The organism is Winogradskyella psychrotolerans (assembly GCF_018860545.1).
In the GTDB taxonomy this organism is placed as follows: Bacteria; Bacteroidota; Bacteroidia; order Flavobacteriales; family Flavobacteriaceae; genus Winogradskyella; species Winogradskyella psychrotolerans_A.
On sequence record NZ_JAHKPN010000039.1, the window covers coordinates 134,726 to 155,298 of the forward strand.

The window sequence follows — 20,573 nt, forward strand, 5'->3', positions numbered from 1 at the left end:
TATAGGGTTAATATAATTAAGATTATGCAAAGTTTTAGAACAGAATTAGAAAATCCGGTAGTAGAAAAAGATATCCTTGATTTAGCCAATAAAATTGAGCTCTTTCAAAATGGAAAAATTGATGAAGAAAAATTCAGAAGTCTACGTTTAGCCAGAGGTATTTATGGTCAACGCCAAGAAGGTGTGCAAATGATTAGAATCAAATTGCCTTATGGTAAAGTATTGAGTCATCAATTGCGTCGTATTGCGGAAGTCTCTGATGAATATTCTAGAAGTCGATTACATATTACAACCCGTCAGGATATTCAAATTCACTATGTGGATATTAATAGAACTCCAGAATTATGGGCAGAATTAGAACGTGATGATGTTACCATTAGAGAAGCTTGTGGCAACACTGTAAGAAATGTTACCGCAAGTGAAACGGCAGGAATTGATATTAACGAACCCTTTGATGTGTCTCCGTATGCAGATGGTATATTCAAATTCTTTTTACGGAATTCTGTGTGCCAAGAAATGGGACGAAAATTTAAAGTGTCTTTTTCGGCATCAGATGAAGATACAGGATTGTCTTACATGCACGATTTAGGTTTTATCGCCAAAATTGAAAATGGAATTAAAGGCTTTAAAGTGATGCTTGGTGGTGGTTTAGGATCACAGCCTAGACATGCCGATTTGTTTTACGAATTTCTTCCTTCAGACAAAATCATTCCTTTAATGGAGGGGGTTTTAAGAGTTTTTGATCGGTATGGTGAACGAAAAAGTAGAGCTAAAGCACGATTAAAATTCTTAATAAAAGATATCGGTTTAGAGGCATTTAAGCAATTGGTAGAGGAGGAACAAAACGCAATAGAATTCAAAACAGTTGCAATTGACACTGCTAATTATACGGTTTCAAAACCAGTTTCTGTAACAGCACCACAAGTCGCGATTAAAAATACAGAAGCGTATAACTTATGGAAATCTACGAATGTAATTCCTCAAAAACAAGATGGCTATGTCGCCATCGGAATTAAAGTTTTACTCGGGGATTTCTACACAGATAAAGCACGTTTGTTAGCGGATTTGGTAGAGCACTATGCTGCTGGTGAAATTAGATTAAGCTTGCGTCAAAATATTTTAATTCCTTTTGTAAAAGAAGATTTATTACCGTTTTTCTACACCGAATTAGAAAAATTGGGCTTTGTTGAAGCTGGTTATAATAAAGCAGTCGATATCACAGCATGTCCAGGAACAGATACTTGTAATTTAGGAATTTCGAGTAGTACAGGAATTGCAGAAGAATTGGAGCGCGTTATTAAAGCTGAGTATCCACAATATTTAGAAAATTCAGACTTAGTCATAAAAATTAGTGGCTGCATGAATGCTTGCGGACAACACAATATGGCAAATATTGGTTTTCAAGGGATGTCAATTCGGACAAAAGATAAATTAGTAGCTCCTGCCTTACAAGTGCTTTTAGGTGGTGGAAATTTAGGAAATGGTAAGGCGTATTTTGCAGATAAAGTGGTAAAAGTACCAAGCAAAAGAGGACCAGAAGCGTTAAGAAGAATCTTGAATGATTTTGAAGGAAATGCCAACGGACAATTGTTTGTGGATTACTATAAAGAGAAAGGTGAAAAGTATTTTTATCAATTGCTTACAGATCTATCTGATGTAGAAAACCTAACTCAAGATGACTTTATAGATTGGGGAACCAATGAGCAATATGTAAAGGCTATAGGCATTGGTGAATGTGCAGGCGTTGTTATTGATTTAATTGCCACGCTTTTTTTGGAAAGCGATGAAAAAATTGAAGAAGCAAAAGACGCTTTCACTAATAAAGTGTATTCAGGTGCTATTTATGAAGCGTATCGCTCTATGGTAAATTCGGCAAAAGCTATTTTACTTTCAGAAAACATAAAAACAAATACCCAAGCTGGCATCATAAAACAATTCGATGAACTTTTTGTAGAAACGCATAAAATAGAATTAGGAACTTCATTTTCGGATCTCATTTATCAAATCAAAGTATTTCCACCAACCGAGGATTTTGCAAACAATTATATAACTACCGCGCAACAATTTTTAAAAAGTGTAAGAGCTTTTAGAGAAAAACAAGTTGCGGCTTAACACTAAAATTATGACACCAAGATTAACCATCGTAGGAGCAGGACCAGGAGATGCAGATTTAATTACTGTAAAGGCAATTAAAGCCATAAAATCTGCCAACGTCATTATGTACGATGCGCTTGTGAATGCCGAATTGTTAGAATACGCAGCTCCAAATACGGAATTGATTTTTGTGGGGAAACGAAAAGGGTGCTATGCGTATCAACAAAATCAAATCAACGAATTAATAGTACAACGTGCTTTACGGTTTGGTCATGTGGTGCGTTTAAAAGGTGGTGACCCATTTATCTTTGGTCGTGGAGCAGAGGAGTTAGATTATGCCAAAGCATACGCTATTGAAGTGGCCGTTGTTCCTGGGATTTCGTCTTCAGCTGCAGTACCAGCATATCAAGGAATTCCATTGACCAAGCGCAATGCTTCAGAAAGTTTTTGGGTGATTACTGGCACTACAAAATCGCATCAAATTTCAAGTGATATTGCCTTAGCTGCAAAATCAACTGCGACCGTCGTTATTTTAATGGGAATGAGTAAACTTTCAGAAATTGTACAAATTTTTTCTAATGAAGGAAAGGCTGAAACAGCTGTGGCCATTATTCAAAATGGAACAAGACCAAACGAAAACGTAGGTATTGGTAACATATCCAATATAGAGTCTATTGTTGAAGAACAGCAACTTTCAAATCCTGCAATTATTATCATCGGTGAAGTGGTTAATCAACGTGTAGACCTTACTGATATTTATACGAAGGCCGATTTAGCTCAGTATAATGTACATAAAAAAATAGCATAACAATGGAACGGAATAATTTGTATCCCATTTTTTTAAAAGTTAAACAGCTTAACGTATTGATTATTGGAGGTGGTTATGTCGCTGAAGAGAAATTGACGTTTCTGTTAAAATCGAGTCCAGATGCCAACGTGACTATGGTAGCTCCAATGTATAGAGAAGGTACTATAGAGATTGCAAATACTGGAAACGTAAATAGAATTACGGATACTTATAACATCCATTATTTAAAAGGCCATCATATTGTTATTGCAACAACAGATTGTCCTGAAATCAATGTAAACATATACGAAGATTGCCGAGCACAAGACAAATTGGTTAACGTGGCAGATAATCCACCATATTGCGATTTTTATATGGGAGGCATCGTCACCAAAGGCAATGTGAAAGTGGCCATTTCTACCAACGGAAAATCGCCAACAACAGCAAAACGCTTACGTCAGTTTTTTGAAGATGTCCTACCAGAAAATATAGATGATTTAGTAAAGAATCTCAATATATACAGAAAAACAATAAAAGGAGACTTTGAAGAGAAAGTCGAAAAGTTAAACGAATTCACTAAAGGTTTAGTCGAAAAAATATAGATTATGATTAAAACAGATATACTTATAATAGGAGCAGGACCAACGGGTTTATTTACAGTATTTGAAGCCGGATTGTTAAAATTAAAGTGCCATTTAATTGACGCATTGCCACAACCTGGAGGTCAGTGCTCCGAATTATATCCTAAAAAACCAATTTATGATATTCCTGGGTTTCCTGAGATTTTGGCAGGTGATTTAACCTCGAATTTATTGGAGCAAGGCAAACAGTTTCAACCTGGTTTTACCTTAGGAGAACGTGCAGAAACAATAGAGAAATTAGAAGATGGTAGTTTTATTGTTACAACCAATAAAGGGAGGCAACACCATGCTCCAATTATTGCAATTGCAGGAGGATTAGGAAGTTTTGAACCAAGAAAACCACAATTGGAAAATATTGATGCGTATGAAGACAAAGGATTAGCTTACTTTATTAAAGATCCAGAAGTGTATCGTGATAAAAAAGTAGTCATAGCAGGAGGGGGAGACTCTGCCTTAGACTGGAGTGTTTTCTTGGCTGATGTGGCTTCCGAGGTCACATTAGTGCACAGGCGAAATGAATTTAGAGGTGCTTTAGATTCCGTAGAACGTGTGCAAGAATTAAAATTGATTAATAAAATAAACATCATAACTCCTGCAGAAATTACGGCCATTCACGGTGAGGATAAAATTGAAGGGGTTTCAGTGACTAAAGATGGTGAAACTAAAATTTTAGAAGCTGATGCGTTTATTCCATTATTCGGGTTGTCTCCAAAATTAGGTCCCATAGGCAACTGGGGACTCGAGATTGAAAAGAATGCGATTAAGGTAGATACTATAGATTATCAAACTAATATTCCTGGAATTTATGCTATAGGAGACGTCAATACCTATGAGGGAAAACTAAAACTCATACTTTGTGGTTTTCACGAAGCAACCTTAATGTGCCAATCCGCATATAAACGACTAAATCCTGGAAAGAAATTTGTTTTAAAATATACGACCGTAAGTGGCATAAATGGTTTTGATGGGTCAAGAAAAGAATCACCAAAAGCCGTAGTAAAAGCGATTGTGTAATAAAGATAATGCTAATTTATATTTCTAAATTTTTACGTTTTGGAGATTAATTAGATAACTATTTCTTAGGTTTTAATTAACAAAAGAATAGTCAATTAATTTAATCTTTGCACTGTATTATTAAGCCCTTAATCATGAAATTAATAAATAAGTATAAATCAGATTTTAAATTTGTGTTACAGCTTTTAGTGTTGACTGCTATATCATTAATTGCCACTTTATTTATATAAAGTCTTGTGGGCTATTTCAATAGCTAATTGTAATTATTGACTATTTTTGCAGCTTAATAATTGCCATGCGAAATCTTTTATGTGCCGTTTTATTACTAATGTCTATAGTGTTCTATGGGCAAGAAAAAAAGCATAGCTCGTATTTTGATCTCAATTATTTTGGTGGCAATATAGCACTTCACAACAACAGTATTCTTCACTTAATTAAAGGTCATCCTGAAGGTTTTATTTTTAGCTGGAATAAAAAAACTTATGGAAACGAAGCTTGGGAACAACGCTTTAATTATCCAGATTATGGTGCCTCATTATCATATCAAGATTTAAAAAATGAAACATTAGGAAACCTCATTGGTCTCTATGCACATTATAATTTCTATTTTCTTAAGCGAAATTTAATGTTGCGTATTGGACAAGGATTAGCATATTCTAGCAATCCATATGATAAAATTGAAAACCCTAAAAATATAGCTTTTGGTTCCGATATTTTGAGTTCCACCTATATGATGATTAATTACAAAAAAGACCGCATTATTAATCGTTTTGGTTTGCAAACAGGTTTGTCGTTAATTCATTATTCTAATGCTAATTTTAGAGCACCAAATACTAGTGTCAATACAATTGCAATTAATTTGGGCGTAACGTATCAGTTAGATGCTGAAGATCCTGAATTGCTAAAATCTACTGCTAACGAAAAGTTCACCGAAAACGTAAAATTTAATCTGGCGTTCAGATCAGGAATCAATGAAAGCGATGTGATTGGTTCTGGACAGTTTCCGTTTTATGTGGTGTCTGCTTATGCCGATAAACGATTAAGTCATGCAAGTGCAATTCAATTTGGAGCCGATGTGTTTTTCTCAAACTTCTTAAAGGAATTAATTTACTACCAATCCGTCTCGCTACCAGAAGAAAATGTTAGCGGAGATGAAGATCACAAACGTGTTGGACTTTTTGCAGGGCATGAATTATTTATAAATCGAATGTCCGTTGAAACGCAATTAGGCTATTACGTATATTATCCTTTTGATTTTGAAGGAAGAACCTATATTAGAATTGGTTTAAAACGGTATTTTGGTGAAAACCTTTTTGGATCAATAACGTTGAAATCTCATGGGGCAAAAGCAGAAGCTGTAGAATTCGGAATAGGGGTAAGATTATGAGAAAATTAGTTTACATATTTACAGTATTGCTATTCGCTTGTAGTAGCAAAGATGCTAACGATTGTTTTCAAACATCAGGAAGCATCATTCAAGAAGGAGTTCCTGTGACTAGTTTTGATCGTATTCTTGTGCATAGAGATATTGAATTAATTATTAAAGAAGCACCCAATTATAAAGTCCTTATAGAAACTGGGGAAAATCTAATGAATGATGTAAAGGTCGAAGTTTTAGATGATCAATTGGTGTTAATAGATCGTAATTCTTGTAATTACACAAGAGATTATGGCATTACCAAAATTTTTGTTGAAACTCCAACACTTACAGAAATAAGAACATCTACCCAATATGATATTTCATCTGATGGTGTTTTAAATTTTGATATACTAAACTTGCTTTCTGAAGATTATAGTGAAGCAAGCGAGTTTACCGTTGGGGATTTTAGGCTTTCTATCAATTCTGAAGCCCTAAATATTGAATCTAATAATCTGTCATTTTATTATATAAATGGTACAGTAGATAATTTATATGTTGGGTTTTATGCAGGTGCTGGTCGTTTTGAAGGTGACAATTTAATAGCGCAACATGTTCATGTTTTTCATCGTGGCAGTAATGATATGGTTGTGAATCCGCAACAAACCTTAACGGGTAAACTTTATGGTACAGGGGATTTAATTTCTATTAATGAACCACCAACAGTAGATGTTGAACGTTTTTATACGGGTGAATTGCATTTTGATTAAAATATCCAATTCTATCCTTTTATCGTGTTAAGTGCTGTTGAAGCAGGCTAGGCTAGTATAGGTTTCTATTTACTCGTTAATTCCCGGAACAAACTCTCTAAACTCGCATTTTTCTGATTGAGTTGTAGAATTTTTAATTCATTATCATGTGCAAAATCAAACACATGTGATCGCATGTCTTCTTTGGTAGAAAACGTAATTTCATAAACGAAACCATAGGTGTTTTTTACGGCATTTACTTTCGGTAATTTTAGTAAAAAGGCATCTTCCACTCTAAAGTCAAACTCAACAATCACAATTTGTTCTTGATCTTCGCGTAAATCCTTCAGATATTTATCGGCAACAACTTCCCCTTTATTAATAATAATCACACGGTCGCACATGGCTTCAACTTCTTGCATAATGTGCGTTGATAGAAATACTGTTTTTTCCTTTCCAATGTTTTTAATCAGGTTTCTAATATCTATCAATTGGTTAGGGTCTAAACCAGTGGTCGGTTCATCTAATATTAAAACCTCCGGATTGTGTAACAACGCATTTGCCAAACCAACTCGTTGTCTATAACCTTTTGAAAGCTGACTTATTTTTTTGTGCGCTTCAGGTTGTAATCCCGTTAATTCAATAACCTCGTCAATTCGCGATTTAGATGTACCGTAAACATTCGCATTAAAATTCAAATATTCCTTAACGTATAAGTCGGTATAAAGAGGGTTGTGCTCTGGCAAGTACCCAACACTACTTTGTACATTTTTCTTTTCTGTAGTAACATCAAATCCATTAACCTTAGCAGAGCCTTCAGAAGCTTCGATATAGGTGGTTAGAATTTTCATCATAGTCGATTTTCCTGCGCCATTAGGTCCTAAAAAACCAACGATTTCAGCATCATTTACCTGGAAAGAAACATTGTTTAATGCTTTCTGATCTTTATATAGTTTGGTAATGTTTGAAACTTCGATTGCCATACAATTAGAATTTATTCAAAAATAGGTATTTCCAAATATTGTATTGCAATTATTAGTAATTCTTTAAATTTTAAAAATTATTTTCAAAAAAACAATTTAACAATTTTGATTTGTAAAAATAATAATTACATTAGCACTATAATTAAAGATGTCCACCGATGTGGAACATGAATATGAACATATCTAGAGCATATTATAACTGGTTTTATTTCTTTTTTAGCTAAAGGAACGAGACTGAGTATGTTTTATTTAAAATATAGTTTTAAAAGTCTCGATTTAATCGAGACTTTTTTTATGCCAATTTTTACGGGGTTGATTAATAAGAACGATAAATTGTGAATAAACCAATAGCAATACAAGGAATTAAAGGATCATTTCATCACGAAGTTGTTCAGCATTATTTTAATGCGCAAGCGGATGTTGTTGAATGTATGACTTTTGATAGTGTTGTAGATACATTACTCGAAGGGCAAACAGATGAAATTGTAATGGCTTTAGAAAATTCTATTGCAGGTTCAATTATACCTAATTATGCGCTAATTGATACGCATCACATAAGTATTGTTGGAGAATATTATTTAGATATTCAGCATAATTTAATGGCTTTAAATCAGCAATCAATTCAAGATATTATAGAGGTGCACTCACATCCTATGGCTTTATTACAGTGTAAAGTGTTTTTTAGAGATTATCCACATATAAAATTAGTTGAAGCTAAAGATACTGCAGATGTGGCAAAGCAAATTTCGGAAAAGAACCTTAAAGGGATTGCTGCGATTGCAAGTAAAAATGCAGCACAATTGTATGATCTTAATGTTTTAGCGGAGAGTATTCAAACTATTAGTCATAACGAAACGCGTTTTGTGATTGTTAGACGTGAGAATAATCAAACGGATACAAGTCTTATTAATAAGGCATCATTAAAGTTTGAATTAGATCATAAACGTGGCAGTTTAGCCGCTTTATTAAATGTGTTGAGTGATTGTAAGTTGAATTTAACAAAGATTCAATCGTTGCCAAAAATAGATACACCTTGGAAATATGCTTTTTTTGTGGATGTGACTTTTAGTGATTATAAGAATTATGATAAAGCGAAGTCTATAATCAGTTTAATGGCAGAAAATTTTAAAATATTGGGAGAATATAAAAATGCAAGACAATGATTGAAGTTGCAAAACGTTTACAAAATGTCGAAGAATACTACTTTTCTAAGAAGTTAAGAGAAGTAGCACTTTTAAAATCGCAAGGCAAACCCATTATTAATTTAGGCATCGGAAGTCCAGATTTAGAGCCACCTTTTAAGGCTTCTATGTTGCTTCAAGATAGTTTAATAGATGAGAAAGCACACCAATATCAAAGCTATCAAGGCTTACCAGAATTGAGAGAAGGAATTTCAGGCTTTTATAAGACCCATTACCAAGTTAATTTAAGTTCTCAAACAGAAGTTTTGCCCTTAATGGGAAGTAAAGAAGGTATTATGCACATTTCAATGGCTTTTTTAAATAAAGGTGATAAAGTGTTAATTCCAAATCCAGGTTATCCTACATATGCTTCCGTAACGAAACTTTTAGAGGCAAAACCTGTGTTTTACGATCTAAGGGAAGACAATAATTGGGAACCAGATTTTGCGGCGTTAGAGCGTTTAAATTTAAAACGTGTAAAAATTATGTGGATTAATTATCCGCATATGCCAACAGGAGCTAATGCTACTAATAAATTTTATGATAAAGTCATTGCGTTTGGAAAACGTCATGATATTTTAATTGTAAACGACAATCCCTACAGTTTTATTCTTAATGATAGACCGATAAGTATTTTAAGATATAAGAATGCCAAAGACGTTTGTTTAGAGTTAAACTCTTTAAGTAAAACGTTCAATATGGCAGGCTGGCGTGTTGGAATGCTAGTGGGTAATTACGATTTTATTAGTGCCGTTTTGAGAGTGAAAAGTAATATGGATTCTGGTATGTTTTATGGCATTCAAAAAGGAGCTATTGAAGCATTAAAATGTTCCGACATGTGGTTTAAGAGTTTAAATAGTGTCTATCAAACCCGAAGAGAATTAGTATGGAAATTAGCGCAAGGGCTCAATTGTTCTTATGATGAGGATGCCTCTGGTTTGTTTGTTTGGGCAAAGTTACCACCACATATGAAATCGGAAGAATTTACAGATTTAGTATTAAAAGAACATTCCATATTCATCACACCAGGGACTGTTTTTGGGAGTAATGGAGAAGGTTATGTGCGATTTTCGTTGTGTGCGGATGAAGAGGTTATTAAGGAAGCGATAGCCAGAATATAATACGTGAACAGTTACAGTTAAAGAAAAAATAAGTGAATAATATATTTATTATAGGAGTTGGGTTAATTGGAGGAAGTTTTGCTTTAGATATAAAAAAACTATACCCAGAATGTACCATTTATGGCATAGATAATAATGACGCACATTTAGATGAAGCTGTTCAATTAAAAGTGATAGATCGAAAAGCAAATTTTGATGATTTAGACAAAGCAGAAGTTGTCATCGTTGCAATTCCAGTAGATGCATCTTTAGGTGTATTACCTAAAGTTTTAGATGCGGTCTCTGATAGTACTATTGTTTTTGATGTTGGTTCTACTAAGGAGGATATTTGTAATGAAGTAAAAAACCATCCCAAAAGACGAAATTATTTAGCTGTACACCCCATTGCAGGTACGGAACATTCTGGTCCAAAGGCAGCAATTTATAACTTGTACACTAACAAGACCAATATTATTTGTGAAGTAGAAGAAACTGCTTTTAAGCTTCAAGAAAAAGCATTGAAATTGTTTTCAGATTTAGGGATGCGTATTCGTTATATGAATCCAAAAGCACACGACAAGCATATTGCTTATGTCTCACATTTATCGCATATCAGTGCGTTTATGTTAGGGAAAACGGTAATAGATAAAGAACGAAATGAGCGCGATATTTTTGATATGGCTGGCAGTGGATTTGCGAGTACCGTGCGTTTAGCCAAGAGTTCGCCAGCGATGTGGACACCTATTTTTAAGCAGAATAAAGCCAATGTGATTGAAACATTAGATGAATATATTTCCAATTTAAAGCACTTTAAACAATTAATGGAAGACGATGATTTTGAAGCTGTTTATAACGAAATGGAACAAACAAATTATATAAAAGACATATTAAACGGAATACAATAATAGAATGGAGTTCCTGTAAGATTTTAAGAATCTGTCAGGTTTCAAAAATAAATAGACCAATAGCAAGATGAAAAACAAAAAAGAAATGAGAACATGGTTAGATGATATGAAATTAGATCATCCCTTAGTAATTGCAGGACCATGTAGCGCAGAAACCGAAGAACAAGTATTAAAAATAGCACACGAGCTAAAAGATACAGATGTAAATTACTTTAGAGCTGGTATATGGAAACCAAGAACACGTCCAGGTAATTTTGAAGGTGTTGGAGCATTAGGTTTAAAATGGTTACAAAAAGTAAAAGCTGAAACAGGAATGAAAACCTGTACGGAAGTTGCCAATGCAGCGCATGTAAAATTAGCATTAGAATATGATGTCGATTTATTATGGATTGGAGCACGTTCTACAGTAAGTCCATTCATCATGCAGGAGATCGCAGATGCTTTAGAAGGAACTGATAAAATTGTGTTAGTTAAAAATCCAGTAAATCCAGATTTATCCTTATGGTTAGGTGGTATTGAACGCTTATATTCTGCAGGTATCAAAAATTTAGGTGCCATACACAGAGGGTTTTCAACATATGAAAAATCTAAATATAGAAATATACCAGAATGGCAATTGGCTATTGAGTTTCAAAATAGGTTTCCAGATTTGCCTTTAATTAATGACCCTTCGCATATTACAGGAAATAGAGATATGATTTTTGAAGTGTCTCAAACGGCTTTAGATCTTAACTTTGATGGGTTAATGATAGAAACGCATTTCGATCCTGAGAATGCATGGAGTGATGCGGCACAGCAGGTAACACCAAGTAGTCTTGTTCAAATTATGAAAGACTTAAAAATTAGAAAAGAATCAGATCCTGAAGCAGAATACAATACTGAACTAAATAATTTAAGAGCACAAATAGACGTTGTGGATAATCAGATTATTGAGTTGTTAGGTAAACGTATGAAAGTTGCAGATGGCATTGGTACACTTAAAAAACAGAAAAACGTTGCTGTTCTACAGAGTAAACGTTGGAATGAAATTTTAGGTAAAATGGTCTTAGAAGGTGAAGAAAAAGGATTGAGTGAAGAGTTTATTTTAAAGATGTTTAAAGCGATTCACCAAGAATCTATTAATCATCAAGAAAAAATTATCAATAAATAAATTAAATTATAATGTTTATAAAGGCTCGCTAATTGCGAGCCTTTTTTGTTGGACATGTTTACTCACTCAAACGTAGGGTTTACGTAAGAGTTGTTTTTTTTAATTCAGTTTAGGAGTAGGTTTGAGGAATTAACCAAAACCAATAACTCATGAAAAATAGTACTCTAGTCCTCATCGCCTTAAGTTTAAGTTTTTTTGCCTCGGCACAAATTTCAGTAACAGGAACTGTAGCTAACGATTCTATTCCATTAGCATCCGCCAGTGTAATTATTAAAAACTCTGCCAACGGAATTGCTACAAATGAAAAAGGAGAATTTAAACTTGAAGCTAAAAAAGGGGATACCTTGTCTGTTTCGTATTTAGGATATAAAACGAAAAATCTTGTTTTGGACAAGCCAGGAGAAATTGACGTAAAGCTTCAAGAGGACATTTTTGATGAGGTTGTAGTAGTCGGTTATAGAACTATGATGCGCACTATGTCTTGCTGCGGAGGTTTCAGGGTATGTCTTTCACATTTAAACAATAAATCAGGTAATAGCAACAAACTCTTTCCAAACCCATCTTCAAACGGCATTTTTCAATTAAAGTTGCTAGAAGATTATGATGAAGTTAAAATTTCAATAGCGAATAGTTCTGGTCAAATAATTCAAAATTTAACCCATCAAAAGTTTGGAGAAAAGATCACTATTGATGTCTCACAATTTGTGGCAGGAATATATATAGTAAGTATCATAGCAGATGGAAAACAATTAGAATCTATTAAAGCGATAAAAAGTTAAGAGAAAGGCTCGCAATATGTGAGCCTATTTTTTGCTTAAAGCACTCATTGTTAGGGATGAAGTGTTTTTGTTTGGGCTCTAGTGATTCTTGTGCTTAGATTAAATGTTAAATTCATTAAGTATTTGTGTAATAAAACACTTATAATTGTGAACTCATCAATAAAATTAAAATGATTTATAAAAAACCGCTATTACTTGTTCTTACTTTACTAATTTCTATCACAACGTATTCTCAAATACAAGTTGGGGATTTTACTTTTACACATGGTACCGAAATAGAAGATAATTCTCAAAAAATAGTTCGCATCGCAGGCGAAGTAAATGGAAAAGTTGTTGTTCTTGCGAATAAGAAAAAGAACTATTTTATTAAAGTATTTAAGTCTTCAGATATGTCACTTATTTCAACTAATGAAATAGACTTATCTAGTTATAAAGATAGGTCAATCGATTTTGAAGAAATTACTTTAATTGGAAATAAAGTATACGTTTTTGGTAGTGTTTATGACAAAAAAGCAAAAATTTCAAATTTGTTTGGAGTTGAAGTTTTAGAAAATGGTCAGCTATCTAACGAACAAGTGAAATTGTTCTCTACTAAAGTCACCAAAAAAAGAGAACAAGGAGCGTTTTATTTTAAAGATTCACCAACAGGTGACCGCCTATTAATTATGCATGCTGCCCTTTTTGATAAAGAAGAAGTTATTCAATATGAGCTTAAGCTGCTAGATGATAACTTAGATACGGCGATGTCTCACATTGAAAAAGTAACTTTTGAGGACAGAAAGGATCTTGAGTTTACAATATCCGATTACGATGTAAGCGTTAATGACGATGTGTTTTTAGTTATCAATGAAAGTTTTAGGGACCGAAAAACGAAAACAAATAATGAAAAATTTGAAGTGCATGCTTTTAAAAGCGCTGACGGTTATGCTAAAGAGATAATTGATATAAAATTTACCGATAAGGAAATTATAAATTGTGAAATGTTGGCCAATAAGGAAGGTAAGCTTCATTTAGTTGGTTTTTATTCTAGCGTAAGAAAGAATGGTAAGGCTAATAAAGAATTGAAAGGAATTTATGCAGCAGCCATATCAGTAGCTAATAATGAAGTTGAACGTCTTAATTTTAATGAGTTTGATTATGAAACTAAAGTGAAATTAATAGGTGAGCGTCGTGCAAAAAAAGGAAAAGATGTTAAACCTTTATATGTAACGCATAGTTTAATTGAGAAAAATGATGGTGGTTTAATATTGCTATCGGAATATCAATTAATAATTGAAGGTCAATCTTCTGGTATTGGACCATTAGCGTTTACGCCAGTTACTTTTATTAATAATGAAATAATTGTAACGTCATTAAATCCAGATGGAACAGTAGCCTGGTCTAATGTTATTCCTAAAAAACAAAAGGCAAGCTATACCACATTGTCTTTAGGTATTTTTGGATTTTCAAATCAAGGGAATTTTACTGTAAGTGCGGGTATTATGGTGCCATTAACCGTCATGGGAAAAGGACCTGAGTATTTAAGTGCAATGCCTATTTATCACAACGGTAAACTAACCGTTATATTTAATGATAATCCCAAAAATTATGGTGTCACAGATATTGAAGATATCAAATGGTTAGGAAATTATAACAAAGCTGTTCCTGCAGCCATGACCTTCAATGATGATGGTAGTTTTGTAAGATTAGATCAAGAAAATATTGAGAAATTTCAATTAGTACTTAGACCAAGAGTCTACTACAGAAAATCTCCGTCGGAATATATTATTTATTCTTCAAGAAAAAGTAAAGATAAATTAGGAAGAATGACGGTTAGTCAATAATTAACTTTTTAAATTTTTTATATAAAGACAGTCATAAGGCTGTCTTTTTTTGTTCCATTAAACAATAATGACCATCTTTGTTATAATGACAGGAACAGTTTATAAATCTACAGGCAGTTGGTACACTGTAAAAACCTTAAATGGTAAATTCTATGAGTGTAGAATTAAAGGCCGTTTTAGATTGGATGGTATTAAAAGCACCAACCCAATTGCTGTTGGGGACATCGTAGAATTTGAGCTAGAGACTAAAAATAATACAGAGACAGGTGTTATTAACCGTATTGAAGAGCGAAAAAACTACATCGTTCGTAAATCGGTGAACCTTTCTAAGCAAACGCATATTATTGCTTCTAATATCGATCAGGTGTTTTTGTTGGTGACTATAGATAACCCACCAACCTTCACCACGTTTATAGACCGATTTTTAGTTACAGCAGAGGCCTATTCTATTGAAACTATTTTATTGTTTAATAAAGTAGATACATACGACGAAGACACCTTGCTTGAAGTAAAATACTTGGCGAGTGTCTACAGAGCTATAGGTTATGAATGCATAGGTATTTCTGCAAAAACCGGAAAGAACATAGATAAAGTAAAAGCGTTGATGGAAGGCAAAGTGAGTATGTTCGCGGGGCATTCAGGTGTTGGTAAATCTACTCTAGTAAATGCTATTGAACCTTCTTTAGACTTAAAAACAAAAGCCATTTCTACGCAACATAGTCAAGGACAACATACCACTACATTTGCAGAAATGTTTGATTTAAGTTTTGACGCTGTTATTATAGATACCCCAGGAATTAAAGGTTTTGGGGTTGTTGATATGGAAAAAGAAGAAGTCGGTGATTATTTCCCTGAGTTTTTTGCGTTAAAACAAGATTGCAAATTTAATAACTGTATTCATTTAAATGAACCAAAATGTGCAGTTAAAGCAGCTCTTGAAACTAATGAAGTATCTTATTCCAGATATAAAAGCTATCTACAGATTTTAGAAGGAGAAGATGAGCATTACAGAACTGATAATTGGGATGAGGTTCAGTAGAACATCTTCAGATGGTGCATAAACAGTTGAATTATGAAAATAGTAATACAAAGAGTTTCTGAAGCTTCGGTTGTTATAAATAATTATGAAGTTGCCAGTATTCAAAACGGGCTTGTAATTTTATTGGGAATCGAAAATGAGGATAACCAAGAAGATATCAATTGGCTCTGTAATAAAATTATTAATCTCCGAATTTTTCCAGATGTGGATGGTGTGATGAATACGTCCCTAAAAGCATCCGGAGGAGATGTGATTTTGGTGAGTCAATTCACACTTCACGCTAGTACAAAAAAAGGAAACCGACCAAGTTATATAAAAGCAGCAAAACCAGAGGTTGCCATTCCATTGTACGAGAAATTTATTGAAACACTTCAAAATAACTTAGAGAAATCAATACAAACGGGAGAATTTGGTGCAGATATGAAGGTGCATTTGGTTAATGATGGTCCGGTTACGATCATCATCGACTCTAAAAATAAGGTCTGATATTTGTCTAGCCTGTATCGGTTATAAAATTGCCTCGTTTGATGTGGTATAGCACATTTTATAATGACAAAATAAAAAAAATAAAACCCTCAACTATTGAAGTAAGTGACGTGATTATTGAACACTATTGAAGTGTGAAAATAATGTTAAAGAATTGTTTTGGGAAGTAAATTTTACTTTTTATCTTTAAGCGCTAAACCTATCAAAACTAAACTAATGCCTACGATTTTCTCTAAAAACATCAAGCTTTTTGCTTGTGTATTTTTTATATCAATCTCCAGCTTTTCTCAATCAGAAGATAATTACATTGCCTTACTTGCACCTCAAGAATTAATGACTAAAGTTAATGCTATAGTCAGATACGATAGCCAAAAGGTTGAAATTAATGCTATCGACGATATGGTTGTGCATACCAAGCGGATTGTAACTATCTATAATAAGTATGGAGATAAGCATGCAAATTCTTTAGAATTTTATAGTGATAATTCGAGTATTAAAACGATAGAAGCAAGAATTTATAATGGTTTTGGAGAGGAAATAAAAAAGGTAAAGAAGAATGATTTCACAGATAATAGTGCCGTAAGCGGGGGAACATTATATTCTGATAGCCGTATTAAATATTATGATTACACCCCCATAGATTACCCCTACACCATTGAGTTTATATCTGAAGTAAAACATAACACCACAGCGTTTATTCCACAATGGAGACCAATAAATGGTTACTTTTTGGCTATTGAACATGCCGAATATAAGATTGAAAATAACTCTGGAATACCCTTAAAACTAAAGAAGGAAAATATTGAAAACAATAATGTTGTTGAAGTTTCAGAGCATCATTTTACGATAGAGAATTTACCAGGTGTAAATTACGAATCTTATAGTCCGTCGCTTGTGACATTTACGCCTAATATTAAACCAGCATTAACTAAGTTTAATATGAATGGTGTTGAAGGGGTAAATACCAATTGGCAAGATTTTGGAAAATGGGTTTATGGAGAATTGCTAACAGGTACAGATATATTACCGCAATCTGCCATAGATGATGTAAAAGCATTAACTGCTGGTGTAGATGATAAGATAGAGCGTGCAAAATTAGTCTATAAATACATGCAGGATAAAACACGTTATATCAGTGTGCAGATTGGGATCGGAGGTTGGAAGCCAATGTTGGCAGACGATGTAAATAAATTGGGTTATGGAGACTGTAAAGGATTAACGAATTATACAAAAGCCTTGTTAGAAGCTGTAGATGTGCCGTCCTATTATACGTTGGTATTTGGTGGTAGAACTATACTAGACATTGACGATGAGTTTTCATCTGCTCAGGGTAATCACGCCATTTTGTGTGTTCCTAATGATGATGAAAATATTTTTTTAGAATGCACAAGTCAGACTAATCCATTTGGGTTTTCAGCAGGTTTTACTGATGATAGAGTAGTGCTGTTAGTAAAGCCAGAAGGAGGAGAAATAGTGCGAACAAAAATTTATGAAGCGGATGAAAGCGTTCAGAAAACAAATGCAGAAGTAATGATGGACGCTACTGGTGGTTTTACAGCAGATGTCAATATTGAAACTACAGGATTTCAGTACAGTCTTCACGAAGGTATTGAAAACGATACAGAACGCGACCAACATAACTATTACAAAAATTATTGGGATAATATCAATAACATCACTATTGAAAATATTACGGTTAAAAATGATAAAGAAAGTATTGTTTTAAATGAAAACGTAAAATTGTCAGCTACAAATTATGCCTCTAAAAGTGGTGATCGACTTATTTTTCAGCCTAATATGTTCAATACTGTAACTACAATTCCGACACGATATACTGAACGAAAATTAGAATTTAAAGTCGACCGTTCTTTTAAAGATACAGATGAATTTATTATTCAATTACCAGAAGGCTTTAAGGTGGAAGCCATGACAGACTCTAAAGAAATTAAAACGCAATTTGGATCTTATAATTTTAAGGTAGAACCTTTAGATGGCAATAAGTTGAAATATACAAGAACCTATATTTTACTCAAAGGTGATTATCCGAAAGAAGATTATAAAGCTTTCAGAAATTTTAGAAGACAAATTGTAAAGCACGATAAAAGTAAAATTGTATTAATTAAAGCTTAATAATTTCCAATATAACAATCAAATCAAATATTCAATTTATAAATGAAAAATCTCTTACTTACATTCGCAATAGTCTTATGTTTTAACTTTTTAAGTGCCCAAAATTATAATTTTGGTAAAATTTCTAAGGACGAACTTCAGGAAAAATACCATTCAAAAGATTCTGCCTCTTCAGCAGCAATATTATATCGTAATGAGGATATTAGTTTCTTTTTATCTACAAATGAAGGTTTTATGCAGGAGCGTAAAGTGCATGAGCGAATAAAAATATATAATAAAGATGGGTTTGATTGGGCAACAAAAAAGATCTATTTATATCAAGGTACTGGACAAAGAGAAACAGTTAATGGCTTAAAAGGATTTTCATATAACCTTGTTGATGGTAAAATTGAAAAGGATAAATTGAAAAGTGATGGTAAATTTGAAGAAGATTATAGTGAGTTCACAAAAATTAATTCATTCACCTTGCCAAATGTAAAGGAAGGGACCGTAATAGAATATGAATATACCGTAAAATCTCCAAGAATTAGTATAGACGATATCATTTTTCAATTTAGTATTCCCGTAAATAAACTAGAAGTAAGTATTGCAACACCGGAGTATTATGTTTATAAGAAGCAGACTAATTTTAAAGCGAAATTCACGCCTAATATTACAGAAACATTTAAAAACACGTCGATTCCATTCGAGTATAGAATAAATATTATTGAGGTTAATGAGGACAATATTCCAGCCATTAGGTCAGAGGCGTATGCTGGTAGTATTAACAACTACAGAAGTAAAATGGCTATGGAGTTGACGGCGACTTTAAATAATATGAAAGTTCTTAATAAGACATATTCCACAACGTGGGAGGCCGTTTCAAATACCATTTATGATAGTGATAATTTTGGTGGGCAATTAGGGAAATTTAGTATTTATAAAGACGATTTAGAAGCGGTATTAGCAGGTATTGACGACGATTTTGAAAAAGCTGCAGCTGTAGAGAAATTAGTAAAGTCTAAAGTAAAATGGAACGGTAGATACGGTGTGTATACTCAAAACGGTATTAGATCAGCATATAAAGAAGGAGAGGGAAATGATGCCGATATTAATCTCATGCTAGTGTCTATGCTGCGATCTCAAGGTGTAAATGCAAACCCTGTAGTAGTAAGTACAAGAAATAATGGCATTCCACTTTTTCCAACTTATGACGGTTTTAATTACGTGATTTGTGGTGTTCAAAGCGGTGATGCCTATTTATTAATAGATGCAACAGAAGAATATAGTACCAACAATGTTTTGCCACAACGCGTTCTTAATTGGCAAGGTCGATTAATAGAAAACAATAAAGTCTCAAGATGGATTTCTGTTCAACCCAATAAGAAATCATTAGAATCTTCAATGCTTAACGTTACCATTAATGATGATTTTTCAGTTTCAGGAAAAGTAGCGCAACATCTAACGGATTACTTGGCTTATTTTCATAGAAATAAATATGCTGCGTTAACAACAGAGGATCACATTAAATCATTAGAGAAAGATAAAGGTGATATTGAAATCAGTGAATTAACTATCGAAAACACAGATGATATTACACAACCTATTAAAGTAAGTTATGAATACGAATTAATGGATGGTATTGATGAAGTTGGTGATAAGCTTTACTTTTCTCCATTATTGTTTTTGGCAATTAAAGAGAATCCTTTTAAGTTAGAAGAACGCGAATATCCTATTGATTTTGTAATACCTTTTACAGATAAATTCATGGTTAATATTATGATACCAGATGGTTATGATGTTGAATCATTACCAAAATCTGAAGCTCTAGAATTTAAAGATTCCAATGTCGGGTTTTCGTATCTTATTCAACAAAATGGAAAATATCTACAATTAAAAGCGCAGTTAGATATACTAAATCCCTTAATTTTGCCAGAAGATTATAAGGCATTCAAAGCCTTTTATAGTAAAATTGTAGAAAAACAAGCGGAACAAGTTGTACTAACAAAAGTTTAATCATGAATATTAAAAACGCACAAAAGGAAGTTGATAATTGGATAAATGAGCATGGTGTAAGGTATTTTAATGAGCTGACCAATATGGCGCAACTCACTGAGGAGGTTGGTGAAGTAGCGCGTATAATTGCAAGGCGATATGGAGAACAAAGCGAAAAAGAAAGTGATAAAGATAAAGATCTTGGTGAGGAGTTATCTGATGTCATGTTTGTAGTTCTATGTTTAGCAAACCAAACAGGTATAGACTTACAGGCTGCTTTTGATAAAAAAATGGATAAAAAAACAAAACGAGATCATAACAGACATCATAATAATGATAAATTAAAGTAGTTTTGTCATTCATTTTATTTTAGAACTACCT

18 protein-coding genes are annotated in these 20,573 nt (G+C 33.2%); 17 read left to right on the forward strand and 1 reads right to left on the reverse strand.

Going from position 1 to position 20,573, the window contains the following annotated elements:
* The first annotated feature begins 24 nt into the window (after positions 1–24).
* The 6 genes from KO515_RS13110 to KO515_RS13135 all read left to right on the forward strand — a co-directional run bounded on the left by KO515_RS13110 (position 25) and on the right by KO515_RS13135 (position 6,663).
* Positions 25–2,112 carry a HEPN domain-containing protein gene (locus tag KO515_RS13110; RefSeq protein WP_215936793.1) on the forward strand — a complete coding sequence of 696 codons (2,088 nt, stop codon included), beginning with the start codon at positions 25–27 and terminating at the stop codon, positions 2,110–2,112.
* A gap of 10 nt (positions 2,113–2,122) precedes the next feature.
* On the forward strand, positions 2,123–2,902 hold the full coding sequence (gene cobA / locus KO515_RS13115) for a uroporphyrinogen-III C-methyltransferase (RefSeq protein WP_215936794.1): 780 nt from the start codon (positions 2,123–2,125) through the stop codon (positions 2,900–2,902).
* A 2-nt stretch (positions 2,903–2,904) separates the two neighbouring features.
* Positions 2,905–3,483 (forward strand): precorrin-2 dehydrogenase/sirohydrochlorin ferrochelatase family protein, encoded by a 579-nt coding sequence (locus tag KO515_RS13120; RefSeq protein ID WP_215936795.1) that lies wholly within the window; start codon positions 2,905–2,907, stop codon positions 3,481–3,483.
* Between the two features lie 3 nt (positions 3,484–3,486).
* Positions 3,487–4,536 (forward strand): NAD(P)/FAD-dependent oxidoreductase, encoded by a 1,050-nt coding sequence (locus tag KO515_RS13125; protein ID WP_215936796.1) that lies wholly within the window; start codon positions 3,487–3,489, stop codon positions 4,534–4,536.
* Positions 4,537–4,831: 295 nt separating this feature from the next.
* Positions 4,832–5,923 carry an acyloxyacyl hydrolase gene (locus KO515_RS13130; protein WP_252723868.1) on the forward strand — a complete coding sequence of 364 codons (1,092 nt, stop codon included), beginning with the start codon at positions 4,832–4,834 and terminating at the stop codon, positions 5,921–5,923.
* Entirely contained in the window at positions 5,920–6,663 is a 744-nt protein-coding gene (locus tag KO515_RS13135; protein ID WP_215936797.1) for a head GIN domain-containing protein, read from the forward strand. Before KO515_RS13130 ends, KO515_RS13135 begins: the two co-directional genes overlap by 4 nt.
* A gap of 65 nt (positions 6,664–6,728) precedes the next feature.
* Here KO515_RS13135 and gldA read toward each other — a convergent pair whose 3' ends face one another.
* Entirely contained in the window at positions 6,729–7,625 is an 897-nt protein-coding gene (gldA, locus tag KO515_RS13140) for a gliding motility-associated ABC transporter ATP-binding subunit GldA (protein WP_215936798.1), read from the reverse strand.
* Positions 7,626–7,960: 335 nt separating this feature from the next.
* On the opposite strand from gldA, the gene KO515_RS13145 reads away from it, so the two are divergent.
* From KO515_RS13145 to KO515_RS13195, 11 genes are all read left to right on the forward strand, one after another.
* Positions 7,961–8,788: a prephenate dehydratase gene (locus tag KO515_RS13145; protein WP_215936799.1), complete on the forward strand. Its 828-nt coding sequence runs from the start codon at positions 7,961–7,963 to the stop codon at positions 8,786–8,788.
* Positions 8,785–9,927, forward strand: a complete 1,143-nt coding sequence (locus KO515_RS13150) for a pyridoxal phosphate-dependent aminotransferase (RefSeq protein WP_215936800.1) — start codon at positions 8,785–8,787, stop codon at positions 9,925–9,927. Before KO515_RS13145 ends, KO515_RS13150 begins: the two co-directional genes overlap by 4 nt.
* Before the next feature lie 32 nt (positions 9,928–9,959).
* Positions 9,960–10,811 (forward strand): prephenate dehydrogenase, encoded by an 852-nt coding sequence (locus KO515_RS13155; protein ID WP_215936801.1) that lies wholly within the window; start codon positions 9,960–9,962, stop codon positions 10,809–10,811.
* Between the two features lie 67 nt (positions 10,812–10,878).
* Positions 10,879–11,961 carry a bifunctional 3-deoxy-7-phosphoheptulonate synthase/chorismate mutase type II gene (locus KO515_RS13160; RefSeq protein ID WP_215936802.1) on the forward strand — a complete coding sequence of 361 codons (1,083 nt, stop codon included), beginning with the start codon at positions 10,879–10,881 and terminating at the stop codon, positions 11,959–11,961.
* Between the two features lie 149 nt (positions 11,962–12,110).
* Positions 12,111–12,740 (forward strand): carboxypeptidase-like regulatory domain-containing protein, encoded by a 630-nt coding sequence (locus tag KO515_RS13165; protein WP_215936803.1) that lies wholly within the window; start codon positions 12,111–12,113, stop codon positions 12,738–12,740.
* Positions 12,741–12,910: 170 nt separating this feature from the next.
* A complete protein-coding gene (locus tag KO515_RS13170; protein WP_215936804.1) occupies positions 12,911–14,563 on the forward strand; it encodes a hypothetical protein in 1,653 nt (550 codons plus the stop codon).
* Positions 14,564–14,648: 85 nt separating this feature from the next.
* The gene (gene rsgA, locus KO515_RS13175; protein ID WP_215936885.1) at positions 14,649–15,602 is read left to right on the forward strand and encodes a ribosome small subunit-dependent GTPase A; all 954 of its coding nucleotides are present in this window, start codon (positions 14,649–14,651) and stop codon (positions 15,600–15,602) included.
* A 33-nt stretch (positions 15,603–15,635) separates the two neighbouring features.
* Complete coding sequence (dtd, locus tag KO515_RS13180) at positions 15,636–16,088, forward strand: D-aminoacyl-tRNA deacylase (RefSeq protein WP_215936805.1); 453 nt, start codon at positions 15,636–15,638, stop codon at positions 16,086–16,088.
* A gap of 216 nt (positions 16,089–16,304) precedes the next feature.
* Complete coding sequence (locus tag KO515_RS13185) at positions 16,305–18,218, forward strand: DUF3857 domain-containing protein (RefSeq protein WP_215936806.1); 1,914 nt, start codon at positions 16,305–16,307, stop codon at positions 18,216–18,218.
* Positions 18,219–18,260: 42 nt separating this feature from the next.
* Complete coding sequence (locus tag KO515_RS13190; protein ID WP_215936807.1) at positions 18,261–20,213, forward strand: transglutaminase domain-containing protein; 1,953 nt, start codon at positions 18,261–18,263, stop codon at positions 20,211–20,213.
* 2 nt (positions 20,214–20,215) lie between these two features.
* Positions 20,216–20,542: a nucleotide pyrophosphohydrolase gene (locus tag KO515_RS13195; protein WP_215936808.1), complete on the forward strand. Its 327-nt coding sequence runs from the start codon at positions 20,216–20,218 to the stop codon at positions 20,540–20,542.
* Positions 20,543–20,573 lie beyond the last annotated feature (31 nt).